The organism is Pseudomonadota bacterium (genome assembly GCA_030860485.1).
Taxonomy (GTDB): Bacteria; Pseudomonadota; Gammaproteobacteria; order JACCXJ01; family JACCXJ01; genus JACCXJ01.
Genome location: JALZID010000375.1, coordinates 1 through 14994, shown reverse-complemented (window position 1 = coordinate 14994; position 14994 = coordinate 1). Strand labels below are relative to the sequence as shown.

The window sequence follows — 14994 nt, the reverse complement described above, 5'->3', positions numbered from 1 at the left end:
TTGGTCTCGGGCGCGAGCATCAGGATCGCATCGCAGACGTGGATGTCGTCCTGGAGGGATGGCATGCCTTGCGTGATTCCCGGCTCGGCGATGGCGCCGTTCTGGACCTTGAGGCGCTCATACTCTTCTTCGGTGTTCCAAGCGAGGCCCTTCACCGCGTTGCCTTGGGAGACCATGAGCGGCCCCAGCGCGCAAAACTTCTTGTAGGTCGCTCCGAAATCGCGGTCGACGACCTTGAAGATCGGCAGCGTCTTGCCGGGGACGGGCTCGCACTCGCCCCGCTTCCAGTCGCGTACCCCGAGGGGCTGCCCGAGCTCCGCAGGGGAGTCGTGCAGGAGCGGGATGGAGACGAGGTCCTTGCGCTTGCCCAGATGATTGGCGGCGAGCCTGGCAAATGCCTTGGCAATGCCCCTGAAGATCCGCCAGTCGGAGCGCGACTCCCACCCGGGATTCACCGCCTCCGTCAGGGGGTGGATAAAGGGGTGCATATCGGTGGTGTTGAGATCGCTCTTCTCATACCAGGTGGCGGTCGGGAGCACGATGTCGGAGTAGGCCCCGGTGGAGTTGAGCCGGAAGTTAATATCGACCAGCAGGTCGAGCTTGCCGATGGGGGCTTCGCTCCGCCACTCGATCTCCTTGCCTCGGGCCTCCTCGGTGACCGGCTGCATGACCCCGTTCTGAGCGCCAAGGAGGTGCTTCAGGAAATACTCGTGGCCCTTGGCGCTGGAGCCGATGAGGTTGGCGCGCCAGACGAAGAGGTTGCGGGGGAAGTTCTCCGGGGCATCGATGTCCTCGGCGGCGAAGTCGATCTCGCCGCTCTTGAGCCGGGCAACGAGATGATCGACGATCTCCTGGTCGTTCTGCGCGCCCGCCGACTCAGCCTCTGTGCAAATAGCCAGCGGGTTGCGGTTGAAGTGGGGCGCGGAAGGCAGCCAGCCGAGCCGCTGGGAGACCACGTTGTAGTCGGCGAGCGTACAGCCGCGGTACTTACCCTTGGCGGTGGCCGCCAGGAGCCCGTCGGCCGCGAGCCGCTCGTAGCGCCATTGATCGGTGTGGAAGTACCAGAAGCTGGTGCCGTTCATCTGCCGTGCCGGCCGGTGCCAGTCGAGCGCAAAGGCGATGGGCGCCCAGCCCGCCTGGGGTCGCAGCTTTTCCTGCCCGACGTAATGGGCCCAGCCGCCACCGCTCTGGCCCACGCAGCCGCAGAGGTGCAAGAGGTTCATGATGGAGCGGTAGGTCATGTCCGCGTGGTACCAGTGGTTGATCCCGGCCCCGAGGATCACCATGGACTTCCCGAGCGTCTTGGCGGCGTTGTCCGCGAACTCGCGCGCGGTGCGGATGATGTCGGCGCGTTTGACACCCGTGATCCCTTCAGCCCAGGCGGGCGTGTACGGTATTTGGGTGTCGTCGTAGTTCGCGGCCACGTGCGCGCCGCCGAGGCCCTGATCCACGCCGTACTGGGCGAGCTGGAGATCGAACACCGTGGCGACGAGTATTTCTTCACCGTTGAGTTGGAGCCTGCGGATCGGCACCTTGCGATTGACGATGCGCCCGCCGGCGGACTCGAAGTGTGGAAAGGCGACCGAGACCACTTCGTCCGCGCCGCCGCTGAAGCTCAGTCGCGGGCGAGTGCCCGGACCGGTGTCTCCGTTCTTGAGCTTGAGGTTCCAGCGACCTTCCTCCCCCCAGCGGAAGCCGATTGAGCCGTTCGGCACGGTGTAGTTGCCGGTCTCCTCATCGCAGACCACACACTTCCACTCCGGGTTGTTGGCCTCGCCGAGACTATCGTCGAAGTCCGATGCGCGCAGCAGCCGGTCAAAGGTGTAGCCCTTGCCATGGGGTCGCAGACGCACCAGCATGGGGAGATCGGTGTAGGCACGGGCGTACTCGAGGAAATAGGCTTCCTTGCGTTCCAAGAAGAATTCGCGCAGCACCACGTGGCCCATGGCCAGGAACAGGGCTGAATCGGTACCTTGCTTCACCGGCATCCAGAGATCGGCAAACTTGACGTATTCGGCGTAGTCGGGCGCGACCGCCACCACCTTGGTACCCTTGTAGCGCACCTCGGCGTAGAAGTGGGCATCCGGGGTGCGGGTCATGGGGAGGTTAGCCCCGCATACGATGATATAGCCCGCGTTGTACCAGTCCGCGGCCTCGGGGACGTCGGTCTGCTCGCCCCAGGTCTGGGGCGAGGAGGGCGGCAGATCGGCGTACCAGTCATAGAAGGACAGCGGCACCCCGCCGATGAGCCCGAGGTAGCGGGTCCCGGCCGCGTAGCTGATCATGGACATGGCCGGGATGGGTGAGAAGCCGATCACCCGGTCCGGCCCGTATTGTTGTATGGTGTAGACATTGGCCGCGGCGATGACCTCGGTCACCTCCTCCCAGTCGCTGCGTATGAAGCCTCCCAGGCCCCGCACGGCGGTGTACTGGCGGCGCTTCTCGGGGTCCTCCTGGATCGCGGCCCACGCCTCGACGGGGTCGAGGCCCCGCGCGCGTTCGACGCGATAGAGGTCGAGGAGTCGGCCGCGGATGAGCGGATACTTGACCCGGTGGGGGCTGTAGAGATACCAGGAATAGCTCGCCCCGCGCTGGCAGCCCCGAGGCTCATGGTCGGGCAGGTCCGGGCGGGTGCGCGGGTAATCGGTCGCCTGCATCTCGAAGGCGACCAACCCGTTCTTGACGTGGATGTTCCAGGAACAACTCCCGGTGCAGTTGACCCCGTGGGTCGAGCGCACCACCTTGTCGAAGCGCCAGCGGTTGCGATAGGCCTCTTCCCATTGGCGATCCTCGTTGGTAACGATGCCGTGGCCGTTGGAGAATGTCCCCTGCACTTTTTTAAAGAATCTCAGACGCTCTAGAAAATGGCTCATGGATTGTCTCCTGAAGCGGTCATTGCAGAACAGCCAGATATTCCGCCGGCATTCCGCCAAAGTGCGGAGCAAGGCGCACCCCTGGCCATAACCAAACCACACGCGAGCTAGCGTGCCGCGCAGCATGGCGTTTAAGAGACTCGCACATGGACATTTTCACTTCTGTTTATCTCCGCTCCGCCTGGCCACCAGGCAGCTCCTCAGCTACGGCCTCTTGCAGTTCGTCCAGCGATAACACCGCGCCGAGCGCGATGAACGCGGCCAAGGCGATTACAAGGAAAAAAACCGATGGCGACGCAAAAGATAGCACCGTCAAGAAGAACACCCCGCCCGCACTACCATAGGCACCGACTATCCCTGCGATGTGACCCGTCAGGGGGCGATGGATGAGCGGGACGATGGCAAATACTGCCCCTGCGCCGCCCAGCACGAAGGCAGCGCAGGACACGGTCACGAGCATGACAAGGATGAGCGGCCAATCGTTACCGACCAGGCTCATCAGCTGGAATCCTATTGCAAGGCCCGCGAGCAGAAAAGCGAGGGTGCGCTTTCGTCCATAGCGGTCGCTCAACAGGCCGCCCAAAGGGCGCGCGATCAAGGACATGAATGCAAAGCTAGAAGCCGCAACTCCGGCCTGGACCAATGACATGTCAAATGTCTCTTTGAAGAACAGCGGTAGCATGGACACCACGGCGATCTCCGCGCCAAAAGTCACCAAATACGCAAAGCTCAATATCGCCACTTGCTTGAACCTGTAGCTGTGCATCGTTGGGCCTGGGTTTCTGAGCGCCGCGGCGTTGATCTGGTAGATGCGGTAAGATTGCACAATATAGGCGCTGATGAGGACCAGGCCGACGATGCCAATCGCCCCCTGAGATAATAGGCCCAGCGTGCCGAGCGCACGTGTGAGCAAGGCCAAGGCGCCGTACAAGGGGATGTTCAACAGGAGATAAAAAGCAAGATCGGCCTTGCTCCTGGCCTCAAGCGCGCCCACTTTGGGCGACCTAGAGAACATCGTTCCCCGCGGGGTATCGGCGACCGAAAAATAATAAACAAATGCGTACAATAGCATGACGCCCCCGGTGATCCCTACGGCATACCGCCAGCCGTCGGCGCCACCAAAGAGAAGCGCTAGCGCAGGCAGGCTCATCGCCGCAGCCGCCGAGCCAAAATTCCCCCAGCCCCCATAGATCCCCTGGGCAAACCCGACTTCCTTCGCAGGAAACCACTCGCCGATCACGCGGACTCCGATGACGAAGCCGGCGCCGACAAACCCGAGCAGAAAACGCCAAAAGGCCAGGGTCTCAAACGTCTCGGCCAGGGCGAAAAACAGGCACACAAAGCCAGAGACAAGCAGCAGCATGAAGTAAACGAGCCGCGGCCCTACTCTATCGACCAGCATACCGATGATGATCCGTGCGGGAATGGTGAGGGCCACATTGAGGATCAGTAAAATCTTGACCTGTTGTTCGCTCAACCCCATACTCGCTTGGATAGAGGCCATGAGGGGCGCATGGTTAAACCAGACGACGAAGACGAGAAAAAAGGCAAACCAGGTGAGGTGCAAGACGCGGTTCTTGCCGCGGAGAGAGAAGAGGTTGAGCTTTTCGCTGGCTGTCATATGGCGAGACCGGATCGCAAGAGTCCTCTGTACATGGAATGCGAGACTACCCCGGCTGCACAGCATCTTCTGCAGAGCCCGCGAGGTCCGCGGAACGAGGGAGTTGTTCGAAGAATTCCACATGAACCATTGCTTGGGTGGATCAGTCTATTGAACTCCCGCATAGTGAGGTTCCACCCTTTCTGATCAGTCAACCGAGGTGGTGCGCGTAAACCGCGATCCTTCATCCCGGCAACCCATGGGCATAGTCTCAAACCGAAATCGAGCAAACCCCTCCCTGGGCACTGCACGAGTCACCTGCGTTACAGCCTGGCGGGGCCGGCCCGTCGGCCGATCGCTCACCTTGATGCAAATCCGAAGTACGTTAACCCATCGGCGATAAGCTGTGTGCCCGTTTGAGTGACAAACCGTTTGAAATTTGCACCATCACCGTTCAGCAGCGCCTGAGGATGGCTTAATGTCGGGTACGTCTCACTACTCATCCTTCCCAACACCTGTTTAGTATGAGGATCGATCAGTTTCATTAAAACCTGCAGCTCTACTTGCTCTTCCCAGATGGAATAGCGGCCTAAACCAACCTCTAAGACAGCATCTACAGGATCTGCACCAAACCGGCTATAGTCAATCGAAGCGGTTGCTTGGTTGTACCATTGCCTGATTGGGTACCTCCAGTTTTCAAGATGTGCGGTTCGTGCTTCGCTGGGTCGGGGAAGCTTGTAATAACGCTTACTTACAATGGCTTTAATGGCGCCGCCCGACGACAACTGGGAAGCGATCCGCTGGGCCAGCACCATCGTTGGTATCCAGAGGGCTTTGCCGTCGTTGAAGCTTGCCGCCGGAGTCCCATCGACCCAGCCAGCGATGAGCACTCCACCGGGACCACGATAGACCTTACGGTCTAGCACCGAATCGAGTGGTATGGTTTCACTCAGCATCGCCAGGCTAGGCTGCTGGGTCAGAAGCAAGTCCGGCGTCACCTCCAGCGGCGGTGCTTCAATGGGAAGCACCAGGACCGCTTTTATCTGACTGACACTAAGGCTAGATGGCTGGATCTGGGGATCTAAACACCCGCTCAATCCAACCAGAATCGGCAGTAATCGGGTATAAGGTTTCATTGTCCGACTTCCCGTTTCTGTCGCATCTGAAAAACCTAACGTCGGGTTATCTCCAACCAGATTGACCCCTGCCACTGATAAAGCCTAAATAGGCTTTATCGCCCGTCCTTCTACTTTGCAGCAACCCCTGTCCCTTTTGGATCGCCGTCACCCGCTCTGACCAGGCCCAGCGCCCCTCGGCCTACAAAATTGAAGGCATGGGTGACGATCGGATAGAGGCCGTCCTCGGCAGTCGTGAACTCGATGATCGCCCCCTGGGCCGGCGCCAGATCGACCGCCTGGGAACCATAGTGGCCCGGGTTATCGGGCGTCAGAGTGACGCCTTCTTTGATCACCGTGTCGAAAATCGTCCCCACGATATGAAAGGAGCTATCCTTACTCGGACCCACGTTCAATACGAACATGCGCACGCGCTTGCCCGTATCGACTTGCAGGGGGTGGTCTTTATATTGGTTGGCGACGCCGTTGAACACGACATGGTCGGGGTAAGCCGCGTTAGACGCTTTACTGAGATCCGTGGGTTGCCGCTGCGGTCCCAAATACCATTCGCTCTGCACCAGGGCAAATTCGTGGTCGACTTCTTTGAATCCCCCCTTCGGTTCGACGATAACCATCCCGTACAGCCCATTGGCCATGTGATGTAAGGGATGGGGGCTGCCGCAGTGGTACATCCACACCCCGGCATAATCCGCCCGCCATTCGTAGAGCTTTTCTTCGCCCGGTTTAATCGAGGTCATCTCGTCGTTCCAGGCGACCTGGCTAGCGTGGAAGTCGATCGAATGAGCGAATTCATTGCTGGTGGGGTTTTTCAGATGAACCCTCACGGTGTCGCCCTGTTTGACCCGGATCACCGGCCCCGGCACTTTCCCACCGAAGGCCCAGACCTTTTGCACATAGCCCGGCGCGACGGTCATCAGCTTCTCCTCGATCACCAAATCGATGTCATGGACCTTGCTGCCACGGAGCGGTTCGGGGGCTCTGGCGTCATAGAGCTTGTAGGGTGGCGCCTTGGGATCAGGCTCAACCACAGTCGCCGCGGCAGGACCACTATCCTTGATGGGCCCAGTGCCCGTCACCCGGATCTCGCCTTTCATGCCCGCATGGAAATGGCCAGGGACTGAGCAAATGAAGCCAATGCCGTCTTCCGGAACCTCGACCTCTCCGACGGCGATGGCGCCTGCGCGAGCCGAAATCTTCGCGCCATCCGGGAAGGTAATATCGTGCGGCATCTGGCCAGTATTAAGGAGTTTGACGACATAACGACCCGGCGTGGCGACGGTCAGCGCATTCGGCTCATAGCCCAAATCAACGGCGCGGATCTCCAAGGTCTTGAGAACGTCCTTAGAGGCCGCAGCCGCAGGCTGGACGGCCTGGGCAGAACCGATGCTTTTAGGTTGCGTTGATGCACAACCTGCCAAGCTGAGAGACAGAATCGGGACAGCGAATAATAGAGTTGAGTATGGGTTTTTCATGACTTGCTCCTTATAAGTTAATGATGTCTGAGAGCATGGCGAGGGGCACGGCCATGCGCTGAACCACACGCTGCGCGTTGCCATGAGATCCCGTCCCCACCGAGCCCGATCAAGAGCCCCATGAGCCCGCCGGCCAGGCCGAGACCGAGATAGTCGAGCATGAACAAGCGGTGAGCCCGACAGCCCGACGAAGGTGGGGATCGAAGTCTCGTCGCACCTCGGGGTCGAGCCGGGAGCCGTGCGACATCCGGCGGCAGCGCCCGAGGCCGCCTCCGTCGAGACCGTGCCTTGCGCCGGCGCCAACTCACGTTCGGTCCCCGCAAGACCGCCGGCCTGCCATCGGGAATGGACTGTGGATGCCTTCATAACGCCCCGCGTCACCCGATCCGGTGATCCGATGATAGGCTTGTAACACGATCCCGGTGCGCTTGTCTGTGAACTATTTCACAAACCATGGTAGTACTCTGTACAACTTGCTGCCCTGGGGGGCAGGCCTGCGACATCCTCCCCTTGCGTGAGCCTGCACGCTTCGCCCGCCAGCCGCTCCGCCGCACGGACCGTGTTGGCGATGAGCATCGCTACCGTCATCGGACCGACCCCACCCGGCACGGGCGTGAGGTAGCCGGCCTTCTCTTGGACCCCATCGAAATCTACGTCACCCACCAGACGGCCATCCGGTGCCCGATTGATCCCGACGTCGATCACCGCCGCGCCTTCCTTCACCATGGCCGCGGTGATGAGATTCGGCTTGCCCGTCGCCACCACGAGGATGTCCGCAAGGCGCGTGTACGTCGCGAGGTCTCTGGTCTTTGAGGTGCAGACGGTGACCGTGGCCCCCTTCTGAAGGAGCATGAGGGCCATCGGTTTGCCGACGATAGTGCTGCGTCCGACCACCACCGCGTTCTGGCCCTCTATGGGGATCTGCATGTGATCGAGAAGACACTGTATGCCGTATGGCGTGCACGGCGGGAACAGTGCGTTCCCGGTTACCAAGGCGCCCAGGTTGTGGACATGAAACCCGTCGACGTCCTTGTCCGCCGAAACGGTGGCGAGGACCTTGTCCCTGTCGAGCTGCGGCGGTAATGGCAACTGCACGAGGATTCCGTGAATATCAGGGTTGTGATTGAGGCGCCGTATGTAGGCCAGGACCATGTCCTCGCCGATGTCGGTAGGCAACTCGTGCACCTCGGAATGCAGCCCGACTTCGCAGCACGCCTTGACCTTGTTGCGCACATAGATCTTGGACGCGAGGTTGTCACCGACGATGATCACCGCCAGGGCTGGTAGGACGCCGCGTCGTTTCAGTGCCTCCGCTCTTCCCTTCCATTCCCGGCGTACCGCTGCCGCGATGGCATTGCCGTTTATGACGATGGCAGCCATATCTTCGGCGCTACGCCATCGCCCCCAACGACCTGATGGGAACGGGCTGGCGCGCCGTCTTCTCTGGAACACGCGAGACAGGGGCACCCTTATAGACAAACCTCTGTCGTGCCTCGTGGTAGGCGGGATCCGGGCCGAAGAAATTGGCGCGCATCTTCCTGAGCTCTTCGGCACGGTACGCCGCGAGGGGCTTGATGCATTGCCCCGCCAGCCGTTTCTCGTGCTTCTCACGTAGCAGGCGCCAGATGCACGGATCCTGCGCCATTCCCGTCGCCCTTTGCATCATCTCCTGTTCGAATTCGCCGAGGCTGGCGCCGAAGGCGTCATCAAGGAAGCCCATTGCCTTGGCCGCCTTGGTGCCTATGGGCAGACAGCATTCGGTCAGCTCGGCCGTCTGCCCCGCGCCGACCCGTCGCGGTAGGGTATAGGTATGGTATTCCGAGCCATAGAGTCCCCCCATGCTTTTGTAATGAGGGTTGAGCACCACACCCCGGCGCGCATATACATGATCGGCCGCGAGGGCAAGCATCGCGCCTCCTGCGCCGGCATTGCCGCGTAAACCCGCGATCACGAGATGTGACATGGTGTTGAGGATCTCATAGATAAGGTCATCGATGGCGTTGATGTTGCGCCAAGACTCCATGGCGGGATCGGGAGCCGCCTCGATTACATTGAGGTGGATACCATTGGACCAGAAGTCGCGCCCCCCGAAGAGCACGATCACCTTTGTGGGGCGGGCCCGCGCCGCCAGGAACGCGTCGCGTAGCCGGTAGCACTGCTCGGTGCTCATCGCGCCGTTGTAGAAGTCGAAGTACAGATACCCGACCTGGTCCTTCTCGGTGTATCGGATCTCGCGGAAGGTGCGGAAATCCATCGGCGCCCCCATCGAAAGCATCGCGGTGGGCGTCTGGAAGAATTCTCCCAGCACCTGTATGGCCGGCAATTTGATCCCGGCGACAGGTCCGTGGTCCTTGGCCCTGAGGTGGGTGATCCAGATGGCCCCATCGACGGTGCCGCGGCAGATGGCCCCATGCCTCTGGGCCAGGATCTCGCCTGGTGCTCCCTTGATGCGGTCTTCCTCGTGCGCGCCGTAGAGGTAATATGGCTTACCGAACAAACTGTCCAAAACCCCCGGCTGGCTGTCCGCCGCGCGGATCTTTCGCGCGATGATCTCTGTCGGGTCGCGAATCCAGTCGATGGTGCGATCCGGCTGTCGCATGGGTGCGCGCAGACAGCCATGTACATCGTAGTTACGGTAATCAAGCGGCTCGGGCCGAAAATCATCCAACTCAAACTTGGCCACGGCCTCGATCACGCAGCGCACGGCGGCCTCGGTGACTTCGTGACGGTAGAGGCTGCTCTTCGCGACGGGCGGAGCACTGGTTGGGAAACCATGCGACGCCCAGATCGGTCCCGCGTCCATATCGCCGACAGCTTCCAAGACGGTTACACCCCAGATCTTCTCGCCCATCTGGATAGCCCAATCGAGCGAGGAAGGTCCTCGATCGCCCTTGATACCGGGATGGATGATGAGACATGTATGCTGAGACCAGATCGCCTCCGGAACAGCGATTTTTAGCATCGGAGCAATAATGAGATTGGGCGCGTGCTCCACGACCGCGGTTAGCATCGCCTCATCACTCGTGGCCAAAGCGACCGAAACTTGATGGCCTCGGTCCGTAAGCTCGAGCAACAGGCGCTGGCTCAGGCTATTGTGAGCCGAGGTGAGAAATAAGACGTTCATTGTGTGCCCCTCGATGTATACGTAATCCGCATTAGGTAATACCGCGACTACCGTTGCGGGATTGCCCCACTGATTTCTGTGAAACATCCACAAATCTCTCGCCGACGCATGCAATCGGCCATGATTGCTTCCCAGACACCCCCTCGCGGCGTGAGGCCAAGGCTGACCCGGAGCAACCGACGGAAGCTCCGGCGCATGCGCTTGGGATCACCGAAACCCGCGGCGCTTCGATGGCCTCGACGGGAAGAGCCGTCTGCTCCAGCGTGCAGCGTGCCGCCTCGAGGCGCGCTCCCTCCACGAACTTGGCCGGCTTCATGCCCGTCTCCTGCACGAACAGCCGGGCGAAGTTGAACGTCCTATCCTTCATTCATGAGCCTCCGCTGTATCCGCTCTAGCTGCCGTCGATGGATCCAATGATGACCCGCGGCCAAACAATGCCAATCATGGGCGGTCATGGGCCCAAACCACGGATGGGCATGGCGCAGGCGGCCACGCAGCTTCCCGATTCGATGGACGGTGGCCCCATACTCGGCAACGGCCTTTATCAAATCCTCTATGGCCTCGGGACCGGCGTCCACACGCGGTTTCACGTCCTGGATGCGGACCTCCGTTGGGTAAGGGCGATCATGGCTTAGCGCCTCGAGGATCTCGGCAATACCGGTGTCCACGATCCGCAGGTGGTCGAGCACCATGAACACCGACCAGTACCGGCTGCTGTCTTCGATCCCTAAGATCCGGTCGATCAGCACGCGGACCCTGCCCTGCTGGGCCGGGACACGGCGTGCTAAGGAGAGAATCGTGTCCGCTTCACACTTGAACCGCCTCAGAGCGGCCGCTTGTGAGGTCAGGGGCCATGTGATTCGGGCATGGACCCGAGCAAAAGCCAATTCGAGAGCGGGTAGACCGGTGCCGGGTGGCTGAAGCTTCACAGGTAATATGGATTCGGATGGCATAATGATTCCTCCTTACACAGATCCCGTCTATACTTGATAAGTTGAAACCATCGCCCAAAGATATCCACAGGGGTGGGGAAATATGGGCTCATTTCACGTGCCACCGGAGGCGATCGGTGTACGGGTGGCGATTGCGCGCGACACACGCGTCTGTAGGCGTCTCAATTTGCCTGCGGCAAGGCGTCGGGACGCGGTAGTCTCGGAATTGACCGCGAAGAGGGCAGCCCGATGAAAAATATCCGCGCGGTTGCGCGGGCTTATGGCTACCCGCTCCGAGAGCGCCTCGATGCTCAGATCGGCATGCGGGTGAGCCAGGATCCAGGTCTGCAACCCGCGCATATCGGGCCGGCTCTGGGCCTCTACGCTCAAAGACGAGAACACCTCGCGACCCTTGTCAGGATCCGGTTGACCCAGGACCCAGGTCTGGATCCAGCGACTATCGCGCACGGCGTCGGCCTCCGAGCCCAGATGTGTGCTGAACTGGGACTGGCCGCCCGGTCGCCTGAGGAACATGACCATCTTGATTATCCGCCAGCGTTTCTTGTGACATGCTTGATCCTCCTGCTGTAGCTCGTGCTCCCGTACCGGATCTATCTGCAATGACAAAGATCCCTCTTTTCCTGCCAGACCGCGGTGCGGCATTCGGCAACAGTGCCCGACGTCGCCTCGGTCGACACCGTGCTTGGCGCCGGCGCCAACGCACGTTCGTCCCCCCAAGAGCGGCGGCCTGCCAGCGGGAATGGACTCTGGATGCCTTCACAACGCACCGCGCCACCGATTCGGTGATCCGATGGGCGGGTTGTAACGCGATCCCGGGCGCTTGTCTGTGAACTATTTCACAAATTGTCTGTGAACTATCTTACAAACCAGTCGTACGGCTGACCCTACCGGTAGGCCAAGCCACACGGCCACCCGGGGTTTATACTGGCCGGGTCCCAATGTCCTGGCCCAGGTCCGTGCCCGACCTTTGCTGCTACTTGCTCCCGATGGCGAGAAGCGTTGTACTGAAGGTGTCCGACGTTAATCGATAGGGGCCGTTGGCGGTGAAGTTTCGTTGCCGTGAACTTTCTTGCGTCACTGGGTCTCGTCCTCGACTGGCAGGGCTCGGGTTAACACGAGCTAGCTGGACAGACCTGTTCCCCTGCGGAACCCTACTCACTTACCTCGGCCAGGACCCGCGTGAGAAACGCAAGCAGCTCATCCTTCGAACCGAAGCGCGCGGCGTGGGCGGAGGGTATGTGCTCGACCCGGCCGGCGAATCGCCCCAAGCCACTCCCCGAGCGGAACTGCACCACGAAAGCCCGCTGCACAGACAGCGGCGGAAGCTCCTCGATGGTCGCTCGATCATAGGCAGGCCCGCTCGATCTTGTGTGCGTTGCTCCTACCACGCCCAAAGCATACGCGCCGCGAAGCCAGGGCGCCGTGAACCGAGCGTGGAATTTTCGTGGATTTTGCGTTACCTTGGGGCCACAAGAAGGCTGCGCAGCCATGAAGAAGTGCGGTGGTGCACGAACCAGACCTCACCTTTCCTCCCTTTCGGCTGGATCTCGCGAACGAGAGACTCTGGCGCGGGAGTGAGCTTTTGGCCTTGCGGCCGAAGGCGTTTCTGCTCTTGCGCTATCTGGCCGAGCATCCGGAGCGGTTGCTCACCCAAGAGGAATTGTTGAAGGCCATCTGGCAGCACGGCTACGTCAGTGAGGGATTGCTGCGGGGCTATATCCGCAAGCTGCGGAGCGCGCTTGGGGACGACGCCAAGAACCCGCGCTTCATCGAGACGGCGGGCGGACGAGGCTACCGGTTCATCGCGCCGCTCATCTCCACCCCGCCCGTCCTGGGCCTCATTGAATCGAGCGTTCCTCCTGCCCTGCAACCGCCCTCCCAATTCGTAGGCAGGCACGAGGAGCTGGCGCAACTACACGACGCCCTGGAGCGGGCGCTTCGTGGCAATCGTCAGATGGTGTTTGTCACAGGGGAACCTGGCATCGGCAAGACCGCCCTCATCGATGCCTTTCTGGCGCAGGCCGCGGGGGCTCATGAGGATCTTTGGGTCGGACGCGGCCAGTGTATCGACCACTATGGCGCGGGAGAGGCCTACCTTCCGGTGCTCGAGGCACTCGGGGGTCTCCTGCGCCGGAAGGGGCCAGCGCTCATCCCGCTCTTGCGCCGACAGGCGCCCACCTGGCTCGTCCAGATACCCGCCTCGATGGAGGAAGCGGAGCGCGAGGCGTTAAGCCGCCAATTATTCGGTTCGACCCAAGAGCGGATGGCGCGGGAGCTGGCCGGGGCGCTCGAGGGGCTGACCGCCGAGCGACCGCTGGTGCTGTGGCTGGAGGACCTGCACTGGAGCGATCTTTCCACAGTGGATGCGCTGGCGCTGCTGGCCCGGCGCCGCGAGCCCGCGCGCCTCTTGGTGGTGAGCACGTATCGGCCGGCGGAGGTGATCGCGAACGGGCATCCGTTGCGAGGCCTGGTGCGGGAGCTAGAGGCGCACGCGCAGTGCAGGGACTTGCCGCTCGGATTCTTGACACCCCCCGAGGTCACCCAATATCTCGCCGTGCGGTTCGCCCCGCCGGAGCCCCAGGCCCCGGGGCTGGAAGCGTGGGGGCGGTTCATTCACGGGCACACCGACGGCAACCCCTTGTTCATGGTCGCGATGGTAGACGATCTGATGAGCCGGGGCGTGATCGGCGAAGCACCTTTGGAGGAGCCCTGGCCGGCCCCGTCGGCGGCTCTAGCCGGGCGGTTGCCGGAGAGCCTACGCGAGCTCATCGATCATCAGCTCGATCGGCTGAGCCAAGAGCAGCGAGGGATGCTTGAGGCGGCCAGTGTGGCCGGAAGGGAGTTTTCGGCCGCCTCGGTCGCCGCCGCCTTGGACACCGATGTGCTCATGGTCGAGGGCTGCTGCGGGGCCCTGGCCGGTAGGCACCTCTTCCTAGACTGGGGCAAGGGTCCTGCCGTACCCGAGCGGCGGCTCTGCGAGCGCTACCGGTTCCTGCATGCCCTTTATCCCCAGATCTTGTCCGAGCGTTTGTCTGCATCGCGGCGGCGGCAGCTCCATCGGAAAGTGGGAGAATCGAAAGAGACCGCCTTCGGTAGCCGCAGTGTGGACATCGCCGCCGAGCTCGCCGTGCATTTCGAGGAGGCGAGAGACGACTCCCGGGCTGTGTACTATCTCGGGCAGGCGGCGCAGAATGCGCTTCGGCGAGCCGCGGCCCGGGAGGCGGCTGACCTTCTGATCCGGGCGCTTGAGCGCCTACAGACGCTGCCCGAGACCCGTGAGCGTGCCCAACAAGAGCTCGGGCTGCAAGGGAGCCTCGGGGCAGTGCTCGCGATGACCCAGGGCTATACGACACCGGAGGTGAAACGTGTCTATGACCGGGCCCATGCGCTCTGCGGGCAGGTCGGCGAGAGCCCGCACCTCTTCCCCGCCCTTTTTGGCTTGTTTCGGTTCAAGCTCACCCGGGGGGAACTGCAGGGGGCGCGGGCGCTCGCGGAGCGGCTGCTCAGGCTCGCCCAAGCTCAACCCGATCCTCTGCTCCTTCCGGCGGCGCATTTGGCCTTAGGGGCAACCCTGTATTATTTGGGGGAGCCCGCGGCGGCCCGCGCTCACCTGGAACAGGGCCTCCGTGCCTACGATCGCGACCAGCAGGAGGCGCTGATCCTCCAGTATGGGCAAGACGTTGGGGTCATGTGCTTGCATTATGCCCGCTTCATAGGTTATGTAGTTAAGGATTCGCGAAAATCGGCTCCAGACCGAATTGCAGCCGCCCACGTTGTCGATCCCGTTTAGGGTGTGCGCGTCGTGCGTTCCCGGCGAGGTAGTCGATGGCGCGTGC

At 61.6% G+C, this 14994-nt stretch carries 10 protein-coding genes; 1 reads left to right on the top strand and 9 read right to left on the bottom strand.

The window, feature by feature from the left end:
• The 9 genes from M3461_23045 to M3461_23005 all read right to left on the bottom strand — a co-directional run.
• Positions 1 to 2873 (bottom strand): nitrate reductase subunit alpha (locus M3461_23045; protein MDQ3777018.1); only part of this gene is annotated, 2873 nt, incomplete at its 3' end.
• Positions 2874 to 3039: 166 nt separating this feature from the next.
• The gene (locus tag M3461_23040; protein ID MDQ3777017.1) at positions 3040 to 4494 is read right to left on the bottom strand and encodes an MFS transporter; all 1455 of its coding nucleotides are present in this window, start codon (positions 4492 to 4494) and stop codon (positions 3040 to 3042) included.
• 338 nt (positions 4495 to 4832) lie between these two features.
• A complete protein-coding gene (locus tag M3461_23035; GenBank protein MDQ3777016.1) occupies positions 4833 to 5684 on the bottom strand; it encodes a hypothetical protein in 852 nt (283 codons plus the stop codon).
• A 35-nt stretch (positions 5685 to 5719) separates the two neighbouring features.
• Positions 5720 to 7081, bottom strand: a complete 1362-nt coding sequence (locus M3461_23030) for a multicopper oxidase domain-containing protein (protein MDQ3777015.1) — start codon at positions 7079 to 7081, stop codon at positions 5720 to 5722.
• Positions 7082 to 7525: 444 nt separating this feature from the next.
• A complete protein-coding gene (locus tag M3461_23025; GenBank protein ID MDQ3777014.1) occupies positions 7526 to 8461 on the bottom strand; it encodes a bifunctional methylenetetrahydrofolate dehydrogenase/methenyltetrahydrofolate cyclohydrolase in 936 nt (311 codons plus the stop codon).
• Positions 8462 to 8471: 10 nt separating this feature from the next.
• Complete coding sequence (locus M3461_23020; GenBank protein MDQ3777013.1) at positions 8472 to 10205, bottom strand: hydrogenase maturation protein; 1734 nt, start codon at positions 10203 to 10205, stop codon at positions 8472 to 8474.
• A gap of 356 nt (positions 10206 to 10561) precedes the next feature.
• A complete protein-coding gene (locus M3461_23015) occupies positions 10562 to 10954 on the bottom strand; it encodes a hypothetical protein (GenBank protein ID MDQ3777012.1) in 393 nt (130 codons plus the stop codon).
• 297 nt (positions 10955 to 11251) lie between these two features.
• Positions 11252 to 11764 carry a hypothetical protein gene (locus tag M3461_23010; GenBank protein MDQ3777011.1) on the bottom strand — a complete coding sequence of 171 codons (513 nt, stop codon included), beginning with the start codon at positions 11762 to 11764 and terminating at the stop codon, positions 11252 to 11254.
• A gap of 545 nt (positions 11765 to 12309) precedes the next feature.
• Entirely contained in the window at positions 12310 to 12546 is a 237-nt protein-coding gene (locus tag M3461_23005) for a hypothetical protein (protein MDQ3777010.1), read from the bottom strand.
• Positions 12547 to 12662: 116 nt separating this feature from the next.
• Between M3461_23005 and M3461_23000 the strand changes: the two genes are divergently transcribed.
• The gene (locus tag M3461_23000; protein ID MDQ3777009.1) at positions 12663 to 14948 is read left to right on the top strand and encodes an AAA family ATPase; all 2286 of its coding nucleotides are present in this window, start codon (positions 12663 to 12665) and stop codon (positions 14946 to 14948) included.
• Positions 14949 to 14994 lie beyond the last annotated feature (46 nt).

Bases quoted from the DNA above. Each gene is read 5' to 3' on its own strand.
- M3461_23030 (MDQ3777015.1), bottom strand. From the start codon at position 7,081: ATGAAAAACCCATACTCAACTCTATTATTCGCTGTCCCGATTCTGTCT.
- M3461_23020 (MDQ3777013.1), bottom strand. From the start codon at position 10,205: ATGAACGTCTTATTTCTCACCTCGGCTCACAATAGCCTGAGCCAGCGC.
- M3461_23040 (MDQ3777017.1), bottom strand. From the start codon at position 4,494: ATGACAGCCAGCGAAAAGCTCAACCTCTTCTCTCTCCGCGGCAAGAAC.
- M3461_23025 (MDQ3777014.1), bottom strand. From the start codon at position 8,461: ATGGCTGCCATCGTCATAAACGGCAATGCCATCGCGGCAGCGGTACGC.